Here is a 19,817-nt window from a genome sequence, read left to right as displayed (position 1 = left end):
GTGTTTGTTCAAATGTCGAAGCTCTCTCACATCACGGCGTGAAAGCGGGCCTTTTCTCGAGCGCTGTCAAAAGCGCCGGTACTCCAGATGGTGTAGGTAGCAATTGAGAAGCGCGATTAGGATGGCGAAGACCTAAACCCCTAAGTGCTTTGGCAGACAGCGCATCTTTTAGGGTTGCCACTCTAAAGCGCCAAACCAGGCAACGCATGGTGGATAGCGCCTCGGTTTCAACTTGCCCCCATCCCACCACTCCGTGCCCTTTGACGTATATCAGCACCTGGTCACCTTCACGATAATGAATTGCATCACCTAGTAGGCGTAGCCTCAATGAGGAAGAACGGGGTGGCCATTCAGCGCGTGCCCATTCGAGCGGCGCAGTTTGCCAGTAGCTTCGCTGAGCAGGTAACGAGCTCTTGGGCAGCGCATCCAACAAGTGCCTCTGACATAGATCACGCGCGGACGTATAAAACGACAGCCGATCATTCAACTCCTCGATATACGCATCCACACGATGGAGATTAGCGAGCTGCTCACGCGCCCGTACGCTTAGGGTCCACGTGGGATATCGATAGCCATTCAGCACGATACTCTTGGGTAATTCGGACATCCAGCGCTGCTCTAGTGGCCTATAATAGGCGCGATATTCTACTGAAGTTGGACCCTTGGGTAAAAGTTGTTTCGATCACCCAAGGAACCCGTGTCGGGAACGCGTCTTTGCTTAGTGTATCGATCGCTGGCGCCTCGTAATAAGCATCGTCCTACGCACACCACCTCCCCAATATCGCCCACTCTTTAAAATAAACCAGGTGACAAAACAATCATTGAAACACCTTCTCAACGGCATTTTCAATGATTCACACAGGTGTTTGAAAAGCATTTAAAACATGCAAATGTCACGTTTTAGCTATCAAAGTCGAAGGTAAAATCATCATCACCTTCTTTGAAAAGAGAATCCACATCACTTTCGCTAAACGGCGTATCCGTATTTTTTGCGTGCATACTATTGAGACGCGTAAGTACGGCAATTCTGTGCTGTGAAAAAAGCTGAGCATACGCGACGGGTAGCGCATTCACCTGCCTCAAGGCTTGTATCTTTTGGCTGGATAACGCATTCAAAACGGCCTCGTCTACTCGATAAAAACCGTCCAGTGCTGAGATGGTTTCACCATTATGCTGCTTTATATGCAATGTCCAAGGCACGATCACTCCCAAGCTTGAAAGCATGTCTACTGCCTTCTGAATGACCGCCCTCTGTTTCTGCCACCGAGTCAAAAACTCTTTTATTTTGGTGAGCTGTTCGCTCGGCTTTCCTGTGTCATCGAAGAAAGGAGTACCCTGCTGACTAGCATCGTCAATTACTAAACCACTACTCTCATCCACACATAGCACGTGCCGGTTTTGAGCATTATCGTATTGGGTTAAAAACGGATAAGAGCGCAACAGCGCAGGCTTGTAGCTCGCCAGCCAGCGGCCATCCGCATGGACGAACAAGTTTCGCTCATTGCCCAAGGCGCAAATAGCAACCAGCTCGTAGCGCCCGTCTTCCAGCTTACGGAACCCTACTGGCATGGTGGGGATTGCGTGAGGAAGCTCTTGAGCGACAAGCGCAATGGCGCTCTGAGTAGAAACAAAATTGAAATCAGGGGTATTTAACCAGCGTTTATTCTGGAACTCACTGAAAGAAAGCGGTGCAAAGCTAGACATGAGGCCTCTTAAATGTCGCGTTACAAACATTCATTACTGATGATAAATATGACAAATCCGTAGTCCGCGTGTTCAAAAATCTTTGCTACAAATAAAAAGCCCCCAGCCGAAGCTGGGGGCTTACAAGGCTTTTAGCTGCTAAACGTTATGCAAAGTTAGCGGCATTAAAGTCTTGAGTAGCGCCGAAGTCGAGCACGCCCAGAAGGTCAACGCTTACGTCTTCGCTACCATCGGTAGAGCTAACGTGGAACGCTTTGTACTGGCCAGCACCGCCGCCTGTAGCTTCAACCATTAGGATGCTATCGAAGTCAGAACCAGCCTGGTCTTCGTACTCAGCAGCAACGTCGCTTTCGCTCAGAGAGCCCCAGGAAACGCCGCTTTCGTAATCGAAGTCATCGGTTACAACTACGCTGCGGTCATCGCCGATTGCATCGCCGAAGTTGGCAGAGCCGCCCAGGTAGTTGGTGAAGTCCAGGATATCGTAGCCCGCATCGAAGCTATCGTCGTCTTCTGAATCGCTACCCGCGATGAAGTTGACGATGCTGTTACGACCGAAGTTGTCTTCCAGAACGATGGTGTCGTTGCTGTTCTCGCCGGTGCCAAGAACGATAACGTCGTTGCCGTTGCCAGCATTGATGGTGTTATCGCTTTCAACGGAACTGTCAACACCAGCTACTTCACCTACGACGCTGTCGGTTGCGTCATCACCAGCACCATCGGCGGTGTAGATGTCACGAATCGCGTCGAGGCTGTCGGTATCGAAGTCATCGTTGTCTTCCGGACCGCGGAAATCGATAGTCAGGTCAGACAGGTTATCGCCATCGATCAGAGAAACGATATCAAGGATGTTACCGTTGCCGTCGTTGGCTTGGATCAGGTGCTGAAGAACGGCGTCATTGTTGACAGCGTCCTTGATAGCCTGGTTGACTTCAAGCGAAGTGGTCTGGTTGCCAGCGTGCGGAACGTTGATCCAAGAAGATTCGAAACCCTTGAAATCCACACGGACTTGCAGGTCGAACGCATCGCTGAATACTTGCTCGGTACCGTTGGCGCCGTCAGACAGATCAGCATTGCTGTTGGAAACGCCAGTGGGTGCATCGCCAGAAGCAGTTGAATTGAACTCCCAACGAGTAGCGCCATCTTCGAGCGGAACGCCGTTTACGCCCAGCAGACCAGAGTTGTCGGCGTAGATTACGTCGTTACCAGCACCAGTGTTGATGGTGGCATCGCCCGCACCCCATGTACGTACAACGTCATCGCCGTTACCGGTTACAATGGTCACCTGCTCGGCACCAAAGTCCTGGTTCAACTGCTGGTTAACGCTTTCAACTGCGCGACCAGTCTCATCAACGATCAGGGTTTCAACAACGTTATTGCCGTTACCTGCGTTGATGTTCAGCAGAGCGTCTTCACGCTGTAGAACGCCTTCTTCAACGATCAGAGAAATCTGGTCGTTGCCACCAGCTGTCTGGTAGGTGTAGTTGACGTTGTCACCAGCCGGATCCGCCTGGTTGTCCTGCAGGTTCATGTCACGTTCGATCACGTCGTCAGTGAGGTAAGCGTTGAGCTTGACTTCACCTCCGAATTCCTGAGCGTTGACTTTCTCTACATCGACCAGACCTGCTGAAGCTTCGAGGCTTTGTGCAAGTGCTACGCCAGAAACCGCAGCCTGAGTCATCAGCTGAGCGATGTTAAATACGTTTTGATCGCTCTGCTGACCGACGCGGAAGTAGCCGCTGCCATCCAGGTTGATTTCTTTCAGCGCCTGAGTACCAGAAATGGTCTGGGATTCAAGACGTGTCAGCCATACGCCGTCTTCAGCATCGACGTTGAACTCTTCAACGCCTTTATCGGTGTTGGACTCACCGGCCAGGTTGATAGTACCGCCTTGAGAACCGTAACCAACGTTGTCCAGATCCAAGTTGGTAGAGATCAGTTCACGAACGGACTCAGGTGCTTCGGTAGACAGATCGCCATACAGAGTGAAACCGCCGGTTTCCTGATCGCTGTAAGTGAACGAACCGCCAGAAATTTCACGACCTTGAGCATCGGTCAGGATGATCGTGCTACCTACGGCACCCGGGATCGGCTCACCACCGTCAGTCGCGGTGAAGCTGGAACCGATTTCTGCGGTGAAGCCAGCCAAGTCATCGTTATCGATGATGGCGTCACGAATAGCAGATAGCAGCTCGGGGTAGGTCTTGGCGTTGAAGATATCGTCAGAGCGCAGAACAGTCTCTTCGCCGTCGACCTGGAAGCGGATACCGTCGATAGGCAGGTTACCCAGCGGCTCGTCGGTGCCTGCGGCACGAATATCGAGCAGCTCGATGAACAGCTGAGAGTCGGCGCTGCGCGACTCGGAGGTCAGCAGCGGGCTCAGGAACTCACCAGTGTACTCTTTGCCAGCGCCCAACTGGTTGGACATGTTGAACGTGTAGTCGGCTGAAGTCGTTACCACTTGGCCAGCTTCGTCCCACTCGGCTTTGCCGATAGAGGTAACGGTCTGCTGCTGATTAGGGATAGCCAAGGACGGCAGCGCGATTTGTACCAGTTCGCCGTCTGTAGTGGTTTCGAACGTACCGAAGATCTCTTCAGAGTTACCAGTGGTACTGGTATTGAAGGTTACGTCGATAGTGTCAGTAGCTTCGGGCGCTTCCGGCGCATTGATGCTATCGATGTCGTCGCTGACACGCTCATCGAATGCGGCGCGGTCTTCTTCAGACGCGGCAGAGATGAACAGCTGCTGCAGTTCGCTGGCCGGTACGGAAGCGCCGTCACCGTTCACCCAGTAATCCAAACCTTCTTCATCGGCATCGCGGCCAAACATGTTCTGATAGATGGATTCTACCAGTTCGGCGCGCGTACGATCGCCGTACATTTCGACGTACTCGGGCTGGTTGTCGTTGGCCAGGTTAGCGCGCAGTTCGAATTCGCTAACGTTCTGTTCTTGCCAGTAGTCGATACCGGCACGATCAGCGGGACGACCCAGATAGGCCGTATAAAGCTGCTGAATTTCAGTGACTGACAAAGCCATTGATGTAACTCCTTATTTAGACGTCGAATCGACATTAGCCACGAGAGCTTGATAGAGCAATCGCGGCAGTGAGCGAGGCCTCGCTCTTGAGATCAGCTTGGTGATAGCACCAATTCCAATACTCATCCCTTTCGCCCGGGCTTAAAACATGAGCACACTTAGTGTATCGCTCAAGGCCGGTACGTGTATATGACCGCTACGTTGTACTCGCAGACCCCAAGGTAAGTCAATAGCATCTGCATGGCAAACACCTTGTTAATACCTCGTTTTTTGAGCGCGAGCCCAGTAGCTATCTGGTTCATTGGCTCAAACATCAATAGGTTAAAACTATTAATTGTTCAAGCTGTCCTGAGCTTGCCATACCTTCCTACCACTTGCCAATAAAAAACAGTGTTTTGCTACCATGGTCATACTAGCTGGACAGCATCCATTCAAGCGTTTGCTTGAGCGGAACCCGGCTTAACCCCGGAGCCCAGCGATCCAGTCGGCTCGTACAGGCTTTTAGCTCTGAAATTTCGTTTGAGCGCACGAAATCCTGATTGACCATCACTTTTATTTCATGACCAGAGATGGATTGAAGGTCGTCGATCAAGCCTTTGAGCGATACCGCACGTCCAGAACCAATGTTGACGATGTCACCGCTTTGCGATTCGGAGGGCCATTGATGTAAAAGGCATGTATAAGCATTGCAGACATCCCTCACATCGCTGAAATCACGGCTAACGTGAACATTTCCAAGCTCAATAACACTTTCCAAATTCTTGATATGCTGAACTATTTTAGGAACTAGAAAGTGTAGTGCCTGCCCTCGCCCGGTATAGTTAAAAGGACGCGCAATGAGTAGCGGCATTCGCTGGGCGTAGGTTGTCGCTACATGCTCCATCGCCAATTTGGAGTGAGCGTAATGATTAACGGGAAGCGGCGTAACGTTTTCATCGATGATGGCTTGGGCGTTGGCTCCATAGACGTTGGCGCTGCTGGCAACCAGCACGCGTGGGGGCTGTATAAGTTTGCTAAGTGCCTTAAACAGTACATCGGTACCCAATGTGTTGACACGGTAAAAATCAAGCGGCGTAGGGTGGCCTACGAAAGAGAGCGCCGCGAGATGGTAAACCTCTTCCGGTGCGATCTCTTGGATTACATCGACCAGGCTTGCTTCATCATTAAGGTCAACGTGGTGCGTTTCGTCTGCACCGCAGGGCTGACTAGCCAGAGCCACTACACGGTGGCCCTGGCGTTTCAAGAGAGCGATTAAATAGCGGCCGGTAAAGCCGCTACCTCCCGTGACCAAACATGTTTTCATGAGGGCTCCTTATAGTAAAAAGGTTTGGCGCCTAGGCGCCAGTGCCCTTTTCCACGTGTACCAAGTCCGCATCGACCATCATTTTGCACAGCTCTTCAAGACTGGTAGTAGGCTGCCAGCCTAATTGCTGACGCGCTTTATCCGGGTCACCAATCAATAATTCGACCTCGGCCGGGCGATAGAAGCGTGGGTTGATGACGACGACTTTTTTACCGGTTGCCGTATCTACTGCAAACTCGTTTTCTCCCTCGCCTTCCCAGCAAAGTTCGATATTGGCGGCCTTGAATGCCAAGGTCACGAAGTCGCGTACCGTCTCTGTCCGATTGGTGGCCAGCACATAGGTGTCGGGCGTATCCGCTTGAAGCATCCGCCACATGCCCTCTACGTACTCTTTTGCATACCCCCAGTCGCGCTTGGCATCCAAATTACCGAGCTCCAAATGGCTTTGCTTACCCAATTTGATACGGGCAACGCCATCCGTGATTTTACGCGTGACGAATTCGCGACCGCGTAACGGCGACTCGTGATTGAATAAAATACCGCTGGTCGCGAACAGACCATAGGATTCACGGTAATTAATCGTCATCCAGTGAGCGTACAGCTTGGCGACGCCATACGGACTACGAGGATAGAAAGGCGTTTTTTCGGTTTGTGGCACTTCCTGCACTTTTCCGAACATTTCGGAGGTAGAAGCCTGATAAAAACGAATAGAGCTATCCACGATGCGGATGGCTTCCAATAGATTAACAGCGCCAATGCCGGTAATTTCAGCCGTAGTTACAGGCTGATCGAAGGAGACACCCACAAAACTTTGAGCCGCCAAATTATATACCTCGCGCGGCTTGCACTGTTGCATCAGTCGAATGCTTGATGAGAGGTCGGTCAAATCGTACTCAACCAGATGCAAGTTTGGGTGATCCTGAATTCCAAGCTCTTCGATACGCCAGAAATTGACCGAGCTGGTACGACGATAGGTACCGAATACGGTGTAGCCCTTTTCGAGCAGCAACTCAGCTAGATAAGCGCCATCCTGGCCTGTTATCCCTGTCACGATCGCATTCATGACGCATTCCTTCTCTTCAAAATTAATAAATGGACACGAAGTGGTCGTGCCCTTTCACGGTTAACAATGGCCCGCCAATTCCTTGACGCTATCGTGGCGAGCCGCCCCGAGGCGTCAAAGGGCTTCATCCACGCCAAGCGACAGCCTTTGATCGATCAGCGCAGCGCTGAAAAGATCGTGGTAACGGCGCCCCAGCGAAGACCAGCGCCGTTCCAAAAGCCATTGTTCTCGCGCCTTTTGGTACATGCTGCACTGCTCGTCAGATGCGTTTAACACCTGCGTAATCGCTTCAGCGATATGGTCACGTTCAAAACCTTCGGTCTGCCAAACTACGCTCGCGACCTCATCAAAAATAGGCGCTGGCGTCGTCAAAACGGTCGGACATGCGGCAACGGCTGTGCGTACCGCAGCGCTGCTGGATTCCTGAGTGTACTGGTAAGGCAAAACCACGACGCTGCATTCAGACAGACGTTGCTGCGCCTCTTCAAGCGGTAAAAAGCCGGTATACCATTCGATATGCTCTGCCACATCTAAACGCTCGGCCGTCCGCTGGCAGCGCCCCAACTCCTCCAGGGAGCTCGACTCGTCCCGAACGGATGTTACCAGTCGCAATATCGCTGACTCGGGTAACGCATGACGCTTGCGCAGGGCGGCGAAAGCTTCAATTAGAGTATTTACGCCTTTATGAGGCAGTAAAAAACCAAAGCAGCCGATGATCGGCGACGACTCTTTTACCTGACTAACCGGCAATTGAAAGGCATTGTCGCTGACTACTCCTTGATGCATCCGGGTCACGTTGTCGGTGAGGCCAATACGCTTGAGATAGTTAAGATCGTCTAGCGTATGTACGAAAACGCGGTCAAACTCAGCCAGGGTCGCGGCGACCATGCGGCGACGCGAAGTTTCGAAATCCACTACTGGCCGGGTCGTGTGAAGGGTGATATAAACACGCTTGCCCAGTTGACGACAGTGCTGCACCTCTTGCCCCAGCGCGCGGTCGAGTTCATAAAAAGCAAAGTGATGCTGTAGCCAGATTATATTTCCGCGAGCGCTAGCTAAAGAGGGGCTGCTGCCTTTGTGCCAGCTCTTGCCGATAACGTTTAGTGGCTCTGAACGCGTGGCTTGCGGCTGGGTAGCAGCGTGTACTTCGATTTCGACCGGCTCGCCCGCCGCCTGCACGCCTTCTAGCAAGTGATCGCTATACTGCGCGATGCCGCAGGGCTCGCCCCACGTGGAGTACAGGCTTATTGAAAGCGTGGGAAGCGGTGTTTGGGGCATCGCTTTTAAACGGCTAAGCGATGACAACAGCGATGTGACGGCCGAAGGTGAAAAGAAACGTGCCTGAATAGCATCGTGTAGATCTTTGGCGGTTTCCTCAGCGCGCTCGCCACCAAGGCGTAGTGCTTCGATACGATTTTTGATTTGCTCAGCGGTACCGCTGACGCTTGGCTCGACCCAAAGGGCCTCGCCGCTTTTAAAATGGGATTGGGCGTGATCGAAGCAGTAATCTACCCAACCGGCATACGCAGAGGAAATGAAGTCGGTATGGGCGCCGTAACCGGTGACTACCAAGGCTCGCGCAAATTCCCCGGCCTCGATGGCGGGCATATTGAGCCCTTCTCCCCGGGTAGGTAGCACGACGATATCGGCTTGATGATAGAGCGCGGCCATCTGTTCGGCAGAGTAATCTTCCATTATGAGCGTAAGCCGGTGGCGATGCTGCTTGCTTACGTATGCCTCGACCCAAGCCTCGGTTTGATTATGCGGGTTGGGAAAGGTTTTGAGCGTCAGCGTCAGCTCAGCGTCCTGCTGAGCCAACTGCTCGAATGCCTGAAGCAGTATATCGACGCCCTTTCGAGGGAACGCCGAGGAGACATGCAAAAGATGAACGGCCCGACCCTGGCCTACCCTCAAAAGGTCGCTAACATGGCTTTTACGGGCGTTTGAATTGGCGACCAACGGCAGAGCTACTACGTGAATCGGTCGCTTGCAGCCGCTATCCATGAGCACTTTTTTAACGAACCAGGCGGTAACGATCACACCGTGGTAGTGGCGATTGAGCGTCTCTACCATGTCTTTGGGCACCGACGACTCTTCCCAGAAAAACAGTGCCACAGCGTTGCCGTGGTGGGGATCAGGTATGATAAGCGGATAATGGTGATAAAGCGCGATTCGTTGCTCGGCCGGTAGACTCTGCCAAGCGGCAGGATCGACCAGTGTATTCAATCGGGCAACCTCTTCCTCGCCACCGGGCACCGTACTTACCTGCCCCGTCGGCGAGCCCTCGTGAGGCGCCAGCCAAAGTACTGGCGAATTGTCGTTTTGCTGCAACCGGGTTAGCAGATGGCGGTTTACCGATGCCAAGCTATAGCTGCCATTGATGTGCCCTTCCAAGCGTATACCTTGCACCATTTGGGCTTCAAAAGGCGTATCACGCAGCGACAAAGCCTCAAGCCGTACTCGGGCACGGGTATCGGCATTCAGATTAACGAAGTCCTCGGCACTAAACTGCCCTTTACGGCTAAATAGGCTATCGCTGGCGGCCATGTGCTTTAGCACACGTACCTTCAGGCCGGGAAAGCGGTTTAAAACCTTCAACGCCAAACGTTTTAGCCAAGGAATCTGCGCCATTTTGCGTAGCAGCTTGCCACGGGCGACCGTGGAGTGGCGATGAAAGTGCATAACACCGCGAAGGGGCTTCGTAACGCGCCAGGAACGGCTATGGTAGAGGCCATTGAGCTCTTGCAGTAGTTGTTCAGCTTTCTGTTGGAAGTAGTCACGCTCCTGAAGCGTCTGCTGGTGCTTTTGCGTAGCGTCGGCCAGCTCATGTTCTGATGTTTCGATCTGGTGTCTTGCTTTTTCCAACTGGTCGGCTTGCTGTTGGATTTTCTCCGCCAAGGTGTCGAGGCTGCCCTGCTGGAACTCAGTCAACTTATCCAGATACTCGAACCAGGGAGCGCTAGCTCCATCAGCGTCCTTGTGAGCGATCAGCGCGTAATCCGGATAGGCTGAGACGGCCCAGTTCAAATACTCATGGACAGCGTTATCTTTTTCCGGCGGCTTGGGACCGTTTAAACGCAGAATATCGGCTTTCGCATAACCTGCGTCGGTAGCTACGAAATGCAGCAGCGGGGGCGGCAGCGGATGCAGGTGCGTGGGGTCCAGGTAAAAGCTCCAAAGACCCACGGTGAGATTCTCTGGATTAGGCGTTTCAAGGATCAGTACCCCGCCAGGCACTAGAACGCGCCTAGCTTCCTGAATCAGCTCTACCAAGCCATCAAAGGGTATATGTTCAGCGATGTGAAAACCGGTAATGGCTGCCAACGAGTCACTTTCTGTCTGCCTTAATCCGTCGAGCGCATCGTTGACCTCGACTAGGAGTCCGTTTTCATTACACGCTTGCGCCATGCTTTCGTTGGTATCGATTCCCTTGGCGGGCCAACCGTTTTCACGCATCAACTCGAGCCACTCGCCACGCCCTGAACCGAGGTCTACGACCGTCGCTTCAGGGTAACGCGCCATGATGGGGCTCAACATCGGAATATAGACTTCGAGCCGCTGTTTGATGTCGTCTTTTTCACCGCGAAAATGGTTGGTAAAACGGGTATAAAAATCCATTAAGTCGACTCGTTGAATTCTGAACGGGATGCGGCTTCACGCTCACAGTCAATGATCGGCATGATCCAACTGCTGCCCAAAAAGAAGTCTTTTTCCATATTGACGACCTGAAAGACCAGAGCGTGGTCTATCCACTGATAATTGCGGGTAAGATGCGTATCACTGCTGTGAAGTGACAGTGACACGGAGTAGCTGCCGGGCCCCAGATTGGCGCTAAAGCGCATGTGATAGGTCAGCCTCTCGCCAGCCACCAACTCCTTCTCTATCTGGTGAGTGTGCCAAGTATTCGTTCCAAATACGTCCTGACCCACGCGGTCCTTTATCTTGTACCCCACCACCAGCTCTGGCAAATCGACATGAACGGCTACCGTTACTCTGAGTTCGACCGGCTGCCCCACATCGACTACATCAATCGCGCCGCTGTTTGCCGCGTGCAGGCTGACTTGGACGATACTAGCTTCGCCCGTGCCGGACTGCGTCTGAATTTGGCCGCTATCCAAGGGCTTGATCTCGACCCTGGCGTTCTCCTTTTGCGCTATCAGAGCGTTGTAGTAGTCCATAATGTCCTGCGGCAGACCATCCTGCAGTATCTGACCCTGCTCCAGGAGGATGGCGCGATCGCAAAGGCTTTGTATGGCCGCCTTATCGTGCGAGACGATTAACAGTGAGGTACCTTGACGCTGGAACTCGCGGATACGATCGAAGCTTTTGTGCTGAAAGTAGGCATCGCCAACCGAGAGCGCTTCATCGACAATCAGGATTTGTGGGCGAAACGCAGTCGCCACCGAAAAGGCGACGCGCATCTGCATACCACTGGAGTAAACGCGCATAGGCTTATCGAAGTAGTCACCGATTTCGGCAAAGGCTTCGATATCATCCATCGCTTCACTGATCTGCGCATGCGTGAAGCCCATCAGACCTGCCGAGTGCAGCACGTTCTGGCGCCCGCTTAATTCTCCATTGAACCCCATACCAAGCTCCAGTATCGCGGCTATTCTACCGTGGGTTCGAATGTAACCTTCCGTGGGCCGCAGGGTACCGGTAATCATCTTTAACAGCGTGCTTTTGCCCGCGCCGTTTTGTCCAACGATTCCGACCGCCTCGCCCGGCGCGATATCGAAATTGATATCGCGCAGTATCCAGGTTTCATCCTTAGGCTTTATGGGCGTAAACCAGCTGACAACGCGTGCAAGCTCGTTACGGTAGCGGCGATAAGCTTTGCCCAACTCGCGCACTTCCAGCAGCGCATGCTTGCTGGCCGATGCATGCGTTGCTGAGACACTCCTGGCGGAGGCGTTAGCGGCTGAGTGACTCATAGCGCATCCACCATTTCCGGGCTTGCCTTGCGAAACAAAAGCGCACTAACCAGAACCAGACCACCGCCCAAAAGCATTAGTGCCATAAGCACCGTCAAGGAAGGCGGCTGTCCGTAGGCCAACACATCGTGATAGGCACCTATCAAATGAAAAAGAGGGTTGAACGCGATCAATGTTTGCAAAGATGCCGGCACGATCTCGGCGGGATATACCACCGGAGTAAACCAGAACAAAAACTGTAACACTATAGGCATAAGCTGGCCGATATCGCGGATGAAAACGTTCAAGACGCCAAGTATGAGGCCAAGCCCCAGCGCCAGCAAAACGGTGATACCAGTCAGCACCAGCACCCATGGCAGCGTGGCCGGGGTAAAGTGGCCCAACAGGGCAAATACGATCAGAATTACCATAAAAAGCGCCAGGTTATTGATTAGGCAAGAGCCCGTAATGATCACGGGAAGAGCAATCTTGGGAAACACCAACTTTTTCATCAAATTGGCGTTCTCTATAAAGACACCCAAGCAGCGGTTGAGAATTTCGCTAAAAAGGCTCCAGCCGAGCATACCGGCCGTCAGATAAATCGCGTAGGCGTACTGACTTTCAATACCAGGAAGTTTTGCAGAAAGCACCGCAGAGAGCACTAACGCATAAATCAGCACCATCGATAGTGGATGAATGATCATCCAAGCGCCGCCTATACGGCTGCGGGCAAAACGCGTCACCAGTTCGTGGCGAATGGAAGTGGCAATGAACTGGCGATAACGCCAAGCGCCTTTGAGGGATGTTAGCATTCCGTTACCTTTTCCCGTGCTGATGAGGGTCCCAAATAGGGCGCCATGTTAAGCCAAGCGATGGGTCCGCACCACCGTTACCAATGGGAAAGCCGCCTTACTTGCGCCCGACAGCCCCGGCAAAGGTATGATATTTTGCCAATAGATAAGTACTCATGGCGGCGCCCGCAATAGCTAGCAGCATGGCCAACAAGGGCAAAAGCGGCGTCTGCAATAGCGCGCCCAGTAGCGCATAGTTAATGGCCAGCCCCGAAAGTGACATCAACAAAAAGCGCCCAAACGTGGTCGAGCGCTTGAACGTCACCCGCTGGTGACCCCAAAACGACACGACAAATGCAGTAAGCCATGCCGCAAAATTGATTACGGGGATCGCACGGCCGTTCAAAAATGCGTAAAGCAGGGTTGCTACCAGCATATGGGTCGCGGTGGCAGTAGCGCCAACGGCGATAAAACGCAGCGCCTGCCACATTTCGGCGCGTGTTTTACTCATTACCGGGCCATTGCTTGAAGACCGATTTAGCCGAAGACCGAGAAGACGTCTTGAAATCCTCTTCGTCGCCTACGTCCGTGTTCGATTGCTTCGCTGGGGCGAGTGACGACGCCTCCGCCACGATATACAGCGGACGGCCTTTGACCTCAATGAATAACCGCGCGATATACTCCCCCAAAACGCCAATCGATAGAAGCTGCATCCCGCCGAAAAAGAGCACGACGCTCATGAGGGAGGCATAGCCTGGCACGTCGCGACCATTGACCACCACTCCCAGCATGACAATTGCCATATAAATGAAAGCAACGAACGCAATACAGGCGCCTATATAGCTCCAAACTCGCAGGGGAATCGTGCTAAAACCTACCAAACCGTCAAGAGCGAAATTCCATAGTTTCCAGAAGCTGAACTTGCTCTCACCGACTTGGCGTGCCGGACGCTGATACGACACGCCAATGGTTTTGAAACCCGCCCAAGCGTAGAGGCCTTTCATGAATCGGTTACGTTCTGGCAGTTGCAATAGCACATCGACTACCCGCCTCGACATGAGTCGATAGTCACCCGCATTACCCGGAATAGGCGAGTGAGTGATACGGTTAAACAGTTTATAAAACCCCTTGGCAGTCGTGCGTTTGGCAGCGGAGTCTTCAGGACGTGAAGCTCGAACGCCATATACCATGTCATAGCCCTCTTCGCGCCAGTAACGGATGAATGTCGGGATCAGCTCCGGCGGATCCTGAAGATCGACATCCATGGGAACAACGGCATCGCCTACGGCATGAGCAAGCCCTGCCGTTAACGCCGCCTCTTTGCCAAAGTTACGACTAAACGACACATAGCGCAGACGCTCATCGTCAGCATTCAGCGATTTGAGCTCCACCAGGGTATCATCCGTGGATCCATCATCGATAAAGATAATTTCAAAAGCCGGCACGCACCGGCTCAGCTCGTCGAGCATGCGTGTGACAAACGGCGCCAAGGACTCTTGCTCGTTGAGTACCGGAACGATGATACTCAAACACCAGGGGGCATTTCTCATTGCGCTTCCTTATCGGTGGACTGCCAGGCAAAGGTTGCCAGCGCGGTCGTGATGCACTGCATGTCAGGCAGCGCGCAGGCGCGCTCGATCATATCCGAATCAATCATGGCGTAGACAACGTTCGACGATGGATGGCCCGACAACAGTGCTTGGCGAGTGGGCGCGACGGCGGCGCTAATCGTTTGTTCGGTAATGCGAGCCACGTAGGCCACATTGATCGACATATGGTACTTCCCTGCCAACCAAGCCAGCGGCAGCATGGCTACGATGTCGCTGGCATAGGTAAGTTCCAGCGACTGATGCTTTGCAAGCGCCGCCGTTAACCGTGGGCTGGACCAGCCGTTAAAGCGCGGGTCTTCTTCAAGGTGATAGCTAGCAGCCTGCTCGCTTTGGACGTGAAAATAGTGATGCCATCGGCTTAGATCGATGGCTTGAACCGCGAGTACAACGCTTGCCGTCAATATTAATGCACGCTTTTTTAATCGGCTCACCAGTACATGGATGGCGGCGAAAATTGCGAGGTACATAAGTACCCAGACCATGCGCCCACTGGCACGTAACAAACCGCGCAGAGATTCCGGCCAGGGCACGGGCAACTCAAAAGCCAAGCGACCCAACACTAGCGTATCGCTTAACGCAAAGATGAAAAGCACTCCTGCTACCAGGACCAGCGCACCAGCTCTAAAGCGATAATACCCGGTGATGCACAGTGGCTGGCGAAGGAAGAGCACTAGCGCTGTGCCCCAGAGAGCAATAACACCTAACCCCACATAACTCATCCCTTCATACTGACCTGCTATAGAAGGATGCCATGCAAACCATAAAAAGGATGATCTATCGATTTCCGCAAGATAACTGTAACCGTTAAAAAAGCTCAGCAACTCAGAAAGATAAAAGCCAAAACCATCCGATCCCGGCGACCCTTCGCTAGTATGCAGGTAGCCCACCGCCCACATCACCACCAGCACCGAAAGCGGCTGAAAAAGCGTATACAGCAGCCACCCGCACCACCAGCGGGGCGCGGCGGCTAGAGAGGTAATGCAGCAGCGCTTTAGTGTCACCAGCAGCCACCAAAGCGCCCAGCACAAGCCCGCCAGCAAAAAAAGATAAAAGTGAACGAGAACACTTATTGTGAGAAGTAGCGCCCAATGTACGCAGGCTTTTACGTTCGGGACCGGGCGAAAAAGAACCAGATAGATCGCCAACAGCAGTATCCAGTGCGCCATCAACGTCTCGTGGCCAGCTCCTCCTGGCCCACGAAAAATCGCGGCAGGCATTACGGCGATCACAAGGCTCATTGCGATTGTTACGATCATCGGCGTTTGGATACGGGTCAAAAGCAGACAAGCCGCGATGCCGTTGAGCACGACATGAGCCAACGCGGCTAGACCTTGATACTGAAAAGGGTCGGGTAGCCACCCTTCGATAAGCTTCAATGGAAGCGCTAATAGCGGTAAAGAGTCGGTGAATACGATGCTGGTACGTACTTCGCTACCAAAGGTGTGTAGCGCGCCCAGGGGCCATCCCCAAGCTTCGTGACGAAAAAAGTGCCAACCCAGAAAATGTTGAAGCAGATCGCCTTCGTTGAGAAGCCACTCTGTATGGGTCGGATCGAGAATCCCCTCGTAGAGGTAGCTGCCCATCAAGGTAGTCAGTAGCGCTACCTGTATTAGCGTAGTTAGACGATAACTTTCCATGTACGCCCTTTATCCGCAGTGATATAGATCCTGATGACTTGGCAGAGAGCGACTTTATCTGGCTCTTCCCCTGCTCTTGAATGATCGCGACTATGGTATGCTCACACTGGCGCTTTCTTTAGCGCTTACCCCCGCGACCGTTCGAGCGCACATGCATGGTTTTTAGCACTCCACAATTTTTATTGTTCTTTTTACCCACTGTTTGGCTGATATTCCTACTGCTGGCGCTCTATGCCACACCGCGCTTGGTGCTTGCATGGCTAGGTCTTGCTTCGCTGGTCTTTTACGCAGCTTGGGATATTACATTGCTGCCCCTGTTGCTGGCGAGTATCGCCATTAACTATTGGCTTGCCGGACGTGTCGACGAGCCACACCCAGGATGGCTATGGCTGGGAGTCGCCTTCAACCTTGGACTTCTGGGTTGGTTCAAATATTCGATTTTTCTATTCTCGGTGATTCATCCCACCTCCGAGGTTTTCAGCCCCTTGGTATTGCCTTTAGGCATCTCGTTTTTTACCTTTCAGCAAATCGCTTTTTTGGTAGACGTACGCCAAGCAAAGGTCACGCGCGGCCCCCTGTCGCTCTACGGCGTATTCGTCAGTTTTTTTCCCCAGCTAATTGCCGGCCCTATCGTTCACTACCGCAACCTGGCACCTCAGTTAGCAAGCCTCAAACTGCCCGACGCAGCCTTGATTCGCTGCGGAGTGGTACTACTTTCCATCGGACTTGCGAAGAAGTTGCTGCTCGCCGACAACCTTTCGCCCTTCGTGAACCAGCTTTTCACCTTGCCGCCTGGAAATATTGCCGCTGGCGATACGCTATTGGCGGGCTGGTCCTATGGGCTGCAGCTCTATTTTGATTTTTCAGGCTACGCGGATATGGCGCTGGGTCTAGCACTATTGTTCGGTATCAGGCTACCCGAAAACTTTGCCTCCCCCTATCGTGCGAAAGATATCCAGACATTCTGGCGTCACTGGCACATTACACTTTCACAGTTTCTGCGTGACTATCTGTATGTGCCGCTAGGGGGTAGCCGGCACGGTCTGCCACGTCATTTGAGCGCACTTATGGTCACCATGTTGCTGGGCGGGCTATGGCACGGCGCCGGTTGGCAATTTCTGTTATGGGGCGGGATGCATGGCCTACTGTTGATCATCTTCGTGGTGTGGCGTCGATTTAGCCCCCTGCGCCTATCCAGCGGGATAAGCTGGGCTTTGACGTTGACGCTGGTAATGCTAGCCTGGGTGCCCTTTAGAGCGACCAGCCTGGAACACGCTTGGGCGCTGTATGCAGGTCTAGGTCACTGGGAGTGGGGCGCGATTGGCGATGTCTACCACACCTTTAGTCAAGGCATCTGGGCGCTACGCTCCCCAGGGTCGGTATTACTACTCGGTTCTTTCATTGCCCTTGCCATGCCCAACAGCATGCGCCTGTCGCAATGGCTAGCGGCACCCTCGCGCAGCCTCTGGCAGGGCATCATTGCAGGTGCACTTTACGTGATGGTAGCCAAAGCCATGATCGACCTGCCCAGCCAAGCATTTTTATATTTCAACTTCTAAGCGCGACGCGCATGTTTAAAGAGAGCAAAGAGTTATGCTGCGTTTTTTAGCGGGAGTGCTGGCAGGTGGTTTAACCATCCTCTGCCTATGGCTGGTTTTCTGGGCGGGCCAACTGGGTCGGCCGCACCCTAACAACGCGTGGATCGAACAAGCGATCAGCTACAAGCAAACTATAGCCAAAGCGCTCGACTCTCCCAAAATCGTTGTGGTGGCTGGATCCTCGGCGATGTTTGGCATTGAAAGCGAAGCGTTAGAGGCGGCTTACCGGCGCCCCGTCGTTAACCTGGGGGTCAATGCTGGCATCTCACTGCCTGCCATACTAGCCAGCGCCGAACCCATTATTCAGTCAGGTGATCTGGTACTTCTACCATTGGAGTATCCACTTTATAATCAAGATGAGCCTATCTCGAGCTCATTAATCCACTGGGCGAACAGTCACCCTGAAACGTTTATACAGCTTCCTTTAAAGCGGGCCTTGGGCGTTATCGCCAAAACATCGCTGACACGCATTCTTGAAGGTTACCGAGGAATGCCCGAGGGCTTCACCGTGAGCGGTGACTACGGACCGCATAACCTGGATAGCCATGGCGATCAAATCCATACCGCCAGATCGCTACGCGAAGCGCGTCATTGGGATTTTCTTACCTCGCTACCGCCGGAAACTTACGGAGAAGCCGCCCGCCAAGGCCATTTTGCTGAGGCGCCGCTGAGTGCATTTCGCGACCGACTACTATCAAAAGGCGCTTGCCCGATCTTTATGCCTCCACCGCTTCTTTATCAGTCGGTCTATACCGAGTCACCGATCGAAGCGCGCTTTTATGCTTCTTTAGCGAACCGGGTAAAGGCCGCCGGTCTTCTGTGGATCGGTAGTCCCATTGACGTCATGTACGAAGCCGACGACTTCTTCGATACCAACTTTCATCTCGTCGATGAAGCGCGCCATCGCTACACCCGCCAACTCATCACTTGGCTAGGCGAGCAGCCGATGACGCAGTGCCAGAGTCATTACCAACACCTTTAATAGACCACTACCAACACCTGCCATCAACGGTACGGAAAGACACCCTCAGAAAACGCATCAAGTGGCCAAGTGCTTGTCGACTAGCGACTGAATGGCACTGGTAAAGTTTGCGGTAGAGAAGCGTTCGGCGTTTTTCCGGCATATGGAGGCCGCGAAAGATTCCGGGTCGGCTTCACGCCGAATTTCGAAAGCGTTCACCCGCTCGATCAATGCCTCACTGGTTTGTTCGGCAACCCAGAGCCCGGAGATATCGTCAGGTATGGTTTCAGCCATGCCCCCGATGCTATAGCCGATAACCGGCGCGCCTGCTGCCTGAGCTTCTACAGGCAAAATACCGAAGTCTTCTTCGGCCATAAACAGGAAGGCACGGGTACGCTCCAAGTGGTCGATTAGCACTTCATCCGGCTGGTAGCCCATAAGCGTTACGTTCGCCCCTGCTTGCGCACTTAGCTTGGAATAGTCCGGCCCATCGCCAATAACGATGAGCTGTTTGTCAGGCATACGATTGAACGCCTCGATCACCAGATCGATACGCTTGTAAGGCACCATTCGCGAGGCGGTCAAGTAGAACGCCTCTCGGGGCTGATCGTGACGAAATTTATCGACCTCAACCGGCGGGTAAATAACATCGGCCTCACGGCGGTAACAGTTAGCAATGCGCCGCTGAATATAGCGTGAAATGGCAACGAAATGATCTACGCGCTGGGCGCTTATATAATCCCACTGCCTGAGTCTGTGCAGCTGCCAGCGCATAATCCAACTCATTACACCACGGGCCTTACCAGACTCACGCAGATACTGATGCTGCATATCCCAAGCATAGCGCATTGGACTATAGCAGTAGCAGATATGAACTGCGTTTGGGTCGGGGAGCACCCCTTTGGCAACAGCGTGGCTGCTGGAAAGGACCAAATCGAAACCTTTTAAATCGAATTGCTCTACGGCAAGCGGCATTAGCGGCAAATAGTGGCGATAGCGCTTTCGCACAAAGGGCAGGCGCTGAATAAAGCTCGTATGTATAACCCTATTAGTCAGCGCGGGAATATTGCGTTTTTCCAAAAAATTGACCGTTGTAAAAAGCTCAGCCTGAGGAAAACAGTTGAGCAACTCGGCCAGCGCTTTTTCCGCGCCGGCCCAAGTGGTCAGCCAGTCGTGAATAATGGCGACTCTCATTACAGTGCG

Annotated in this window: 13 protein-coding genes; 2 read left to right on the top strand and 11 right to left on the bottom strand. The window is 53.0% G+C overall.

Translation table 11 applies throughout. From position 1 onward, the window contains the following. Window positions 1-900 precede the first annotated feature (900 nt). The 10 genes from MQW23_RS07820 to MQW23_RS07775 form a co-directional block, all read right to left on the bottom strand. Window positions 901-1,704 carry a SapC family protein gene (locus MQW23_RS07820; protein ID WP_252107301.1) on the bottom strand — a complete coding sequence of 268 codons (804 nt, stop codon included), beginning with the start codon at window positions 1,702-1,704 and terminating at the stop codon, window positions 901-903. A gap of 145 nt (window positions 1,705-1,849) precedes the next feature. Beyond that, window positions 1,850-4,738 (bottom strand): DUF4214 domain-containing protein, encoded by a 2,889-nt coding sequence (locus tag MQW23_RS07815; RefSeq protein WP_252107300.1) that lies wholly within the window; start codon window positions 4,736-4,738, stop codon window positions 1,850-1,852. Between the two features lie 412 nt (window positions 4,739-5,150). Next, window positions 5,151-6,041 (bottom strand): NAD-dependent epimerase/dehydratase family protein, encoded by an 891-nt coding sequence (locus tag MQW23_RS07810; RefSeq protein ID WP_252107299.1) that lies wholly within the window; start codon window positions 6,039-6,041, stop codon window positions 5,151-5,153. Between the two features lie 31 nt (window positions 6,042-6,072). Further along, a complete protein-coding gene (gene gmd, locus MQW23_RS07805) occupies window positions 6,073-7,104 on the bottom strand; it encodes a GDP-mannose 4,6-dehydratase (RefSeq protein WP_252107298.1) in 1,032 nt (343 codons plus the stop codon). Window positions 7,105-7,218: 114 nt separating this feature from the next. After that, window positions 7,219-10,722 carry a glycosyltransferase gene (locus tag MQW23_RS07800; protein WP_252107297.1) on the bottom strand — a complete coding sequence of 1,168 codons (3,504 nt, stop codon included), beginning with the start codon at window positions 10,720-10,722 and terminating at the stop codon, window positions 7,219-7,221. Then, window positions 10,722-12,038 carry an ABC transporter ATP-binding protein gene (locus tag MQW23_RS07795; RefSeq protein ID WP_252107296.1) on the bottom strand — a complete coding sequence of 439 codons (1,317 nt, stop codon included), beginning with the start codon at window positions 12,036-12,038 and terminating at the stop codon, window positions 10,722-10,724. Before MQW23_RS07795 ends, MQW23_RS07800 begins: the two co-directional genes overlap by 1 nt. After that, window positions 12,035-12,829, bottom strand: a complete 795-nt coding sequence (locus MQW23_RS07790) for an ABC transporter permease (protein WP_252107295.1) — start codon at window positions 12,827-12,829, stop codon at window positions 12,035-12,037. Before MQW23_RS07790 ends, MQW23_RS07795 begins: the two co-directional genes overlap by 4 nt. Before the next feature lie 97 nt (window positions 12,830-12,926). After that, a complete protein-coding gene (locus MQW23_RS07785) occupies window positions 12,927-13,298 on the bottom strand; it encodes a GtrA family protein (RefSeq protein ID WP_252107294.1) in 372 nt (123 codons plus the stop codon). Between the two features lie 13 nt (window positions 13,299-13,311). Then, window positions 13,312-14,358, bottom strand: coding sequence for a glycosyltransferase family 2 protein (locus MQW23_RS07780; protein ID WP_252107293.1), 1,047 nt, complete (start codon window positions 14,356-14,358; stop codon window positions 13,312-13,314). Continuing rightward, window positions 14,355-16,055: a DUF6311 domain-containing protein gene (locus MQW23_RS07775; RefSeq protein ID WP_252107292.1), complete on the bottom strand. Its 1,701-nt coding sequence runs from the start codon at window positions 16,053-16,055 to the stop codon at window positions 14,355-14,357. Before MQW23_RS07775 ends, MQW23_RS07780 begins: the two co-directional genes overlap by 4 nt. Window positions 16,056-16,210: 155 nt before the next feature. Between MQW23_RS07775 and MQW23_RS07770 the strand changes: the two genes are divergently transcribed. Together MQW23_RS07770 and MQW23_RS07765 are read left to right on the top strand one after the other, a co-directional pair. Further along, entirely contained in the window at window positions 16,211-17,614 is a 1,404-nt protein-coding gene (locus MQW23_RS07770; protein WP_252107291.1) for an MBOAT family O-acyltransferase, read from the top strand. Between the two features lie 34 nt (window positions 17,615-17,648). After that, a complete protein-coding gene (locus MQW23_RS07765) occupies window positions 17,649-18,635 on the top strand; it encodes a hypothetical protein (protein WP_252107290.1) in 987 nt (328 codons plus the stop codon). A 57-nt stretch (window positions 18,636-18,692) separates the two neighbouring features. On the opposite strand, the gene MQW23_RS07760 is transcribed toward MQW23_RS07765, so the two are convergent. Next, a complete protein-coding gene (locus MQW23_RS07760; RefSeq protein ID WP_252107289.1) occupies window positions 18,693-19,808 on the bottom strand; it encodes a glycosyltransferase in 1,116 nt (371 codons plus the stop codon). Window positions 19,809-19,817 lie beyond the last annotated feature (9 nt).

Origin of the sequence: Halomonas sp. S3-1-1, from assembly GCF_023757625.1 — a bacterium.
Classification (GTDB): Bacteria; Pseudomonadota; Gammaproteobacteria; order Pseudomonadales; family Halomonadaceae; genus Vreelandella.
The sequence above is the reverse complement of the archived record's forward strand: the minus strand, read 5'-3'. Positions and strand labels throughout refer to the sequence as shown.

Excerpts from the sequence above, each read along its gene's own strand:
- MQW23_RS07820 (WP_252107301.1), bottom strand. The coding sequence starts at position 1,704 with ATGTCTAGCTTTGCACCGCTTTCTTTCAGTGAGTTCCAGAATAAACGC.
- MQW23_RS07815 (WP_252107300.1), bottom strand. The coding sequence starts at position 4,738 with ATGGCTTTGTCAGTCACTGAAATTCAGCAGCTTTATACGGCCTATCTG.
- MQW23_RS07810 (WP_252107299.1), bottom strand. The coding sequence starts at position 6,041 with ATGAAAACATGTTTGGTCACGGGAGGTAGCGGCTTTACCGGCCGCTAT.
- gmd (WP_252107298.1), bottom strand. The coding sequence starts at position 7,104 with ATGAATGCGATCGTGACAGGGATAACAGGCCAGGATGGCGCTTATCTA.
- MQW23_RS07800 (WP_252107297.1), bottom strand. The coding sequence starts at position 10,722 with ATGGATTTTTATACCCGTTTTACCAACCATTTTCGCGGTGAAAAAGAC.
- MQW23_RS07795 (WP_252107296.1), bottom strand. The coding sequence starts at position 12,038 with ATGAGTCACTCAGCCGCTAACGCCTCCGCCAGGAGTGTCTCAGCAACG.
- MQW23_RS07790 (WP_252107295.1), bottom strand. The coding sequence starts at position 12,829 with ATGCTAACATCCCTCAAAGGCGCTTGGCGTTATCGCCAGTTCATTGCC.
- MQW23_RS07785 (WP_252107294.1), bottom strand. The coding sequence starts at position 13,298 with ATGTGGCAGGCGCTGCGTTTTATCGCCGTTGGCGCTACTGCCACCGCG.
- MQW23_RS07780 (WP_252107293.1), bottom strand. The coding sequence starts at position 14,358 with ATGAGAAATGCCCCCTGGTGTTTGAGTATCATCGTTCCGGTACTCAAC.
- MQW23_RS07775 (WP_252107292.1), bottom strand. The coding sequence starts at position 16,055 with ATGGAAAGTTATCGTCTAACTACGCTAATACAGGTAGCGCTACTGACT.
- MQW23_RS07770 (WP_252107291.1), top strand. The coding sequence starts at position 16,211 with ATGGTTTTTAGCACTCCACAATTTTTATTGTTCTTTTTACCCACTGTT.
- MQW23_RS07765 (WP_252107290.1), top strand. The coding sequence starts at position 17,649 with ATGCTGCGTTTTTTAGCGGGAGTGCTGGCAGGTGGTTTAACCATCCTC.
- MQW23_RS07760 (WP_252107289.1), bottom strand. The coding sequence starts at position 19,808 with ATGAGAGTCGCCATTATTCACGACTGGCTGACCACTTGGGCCGGCGCG.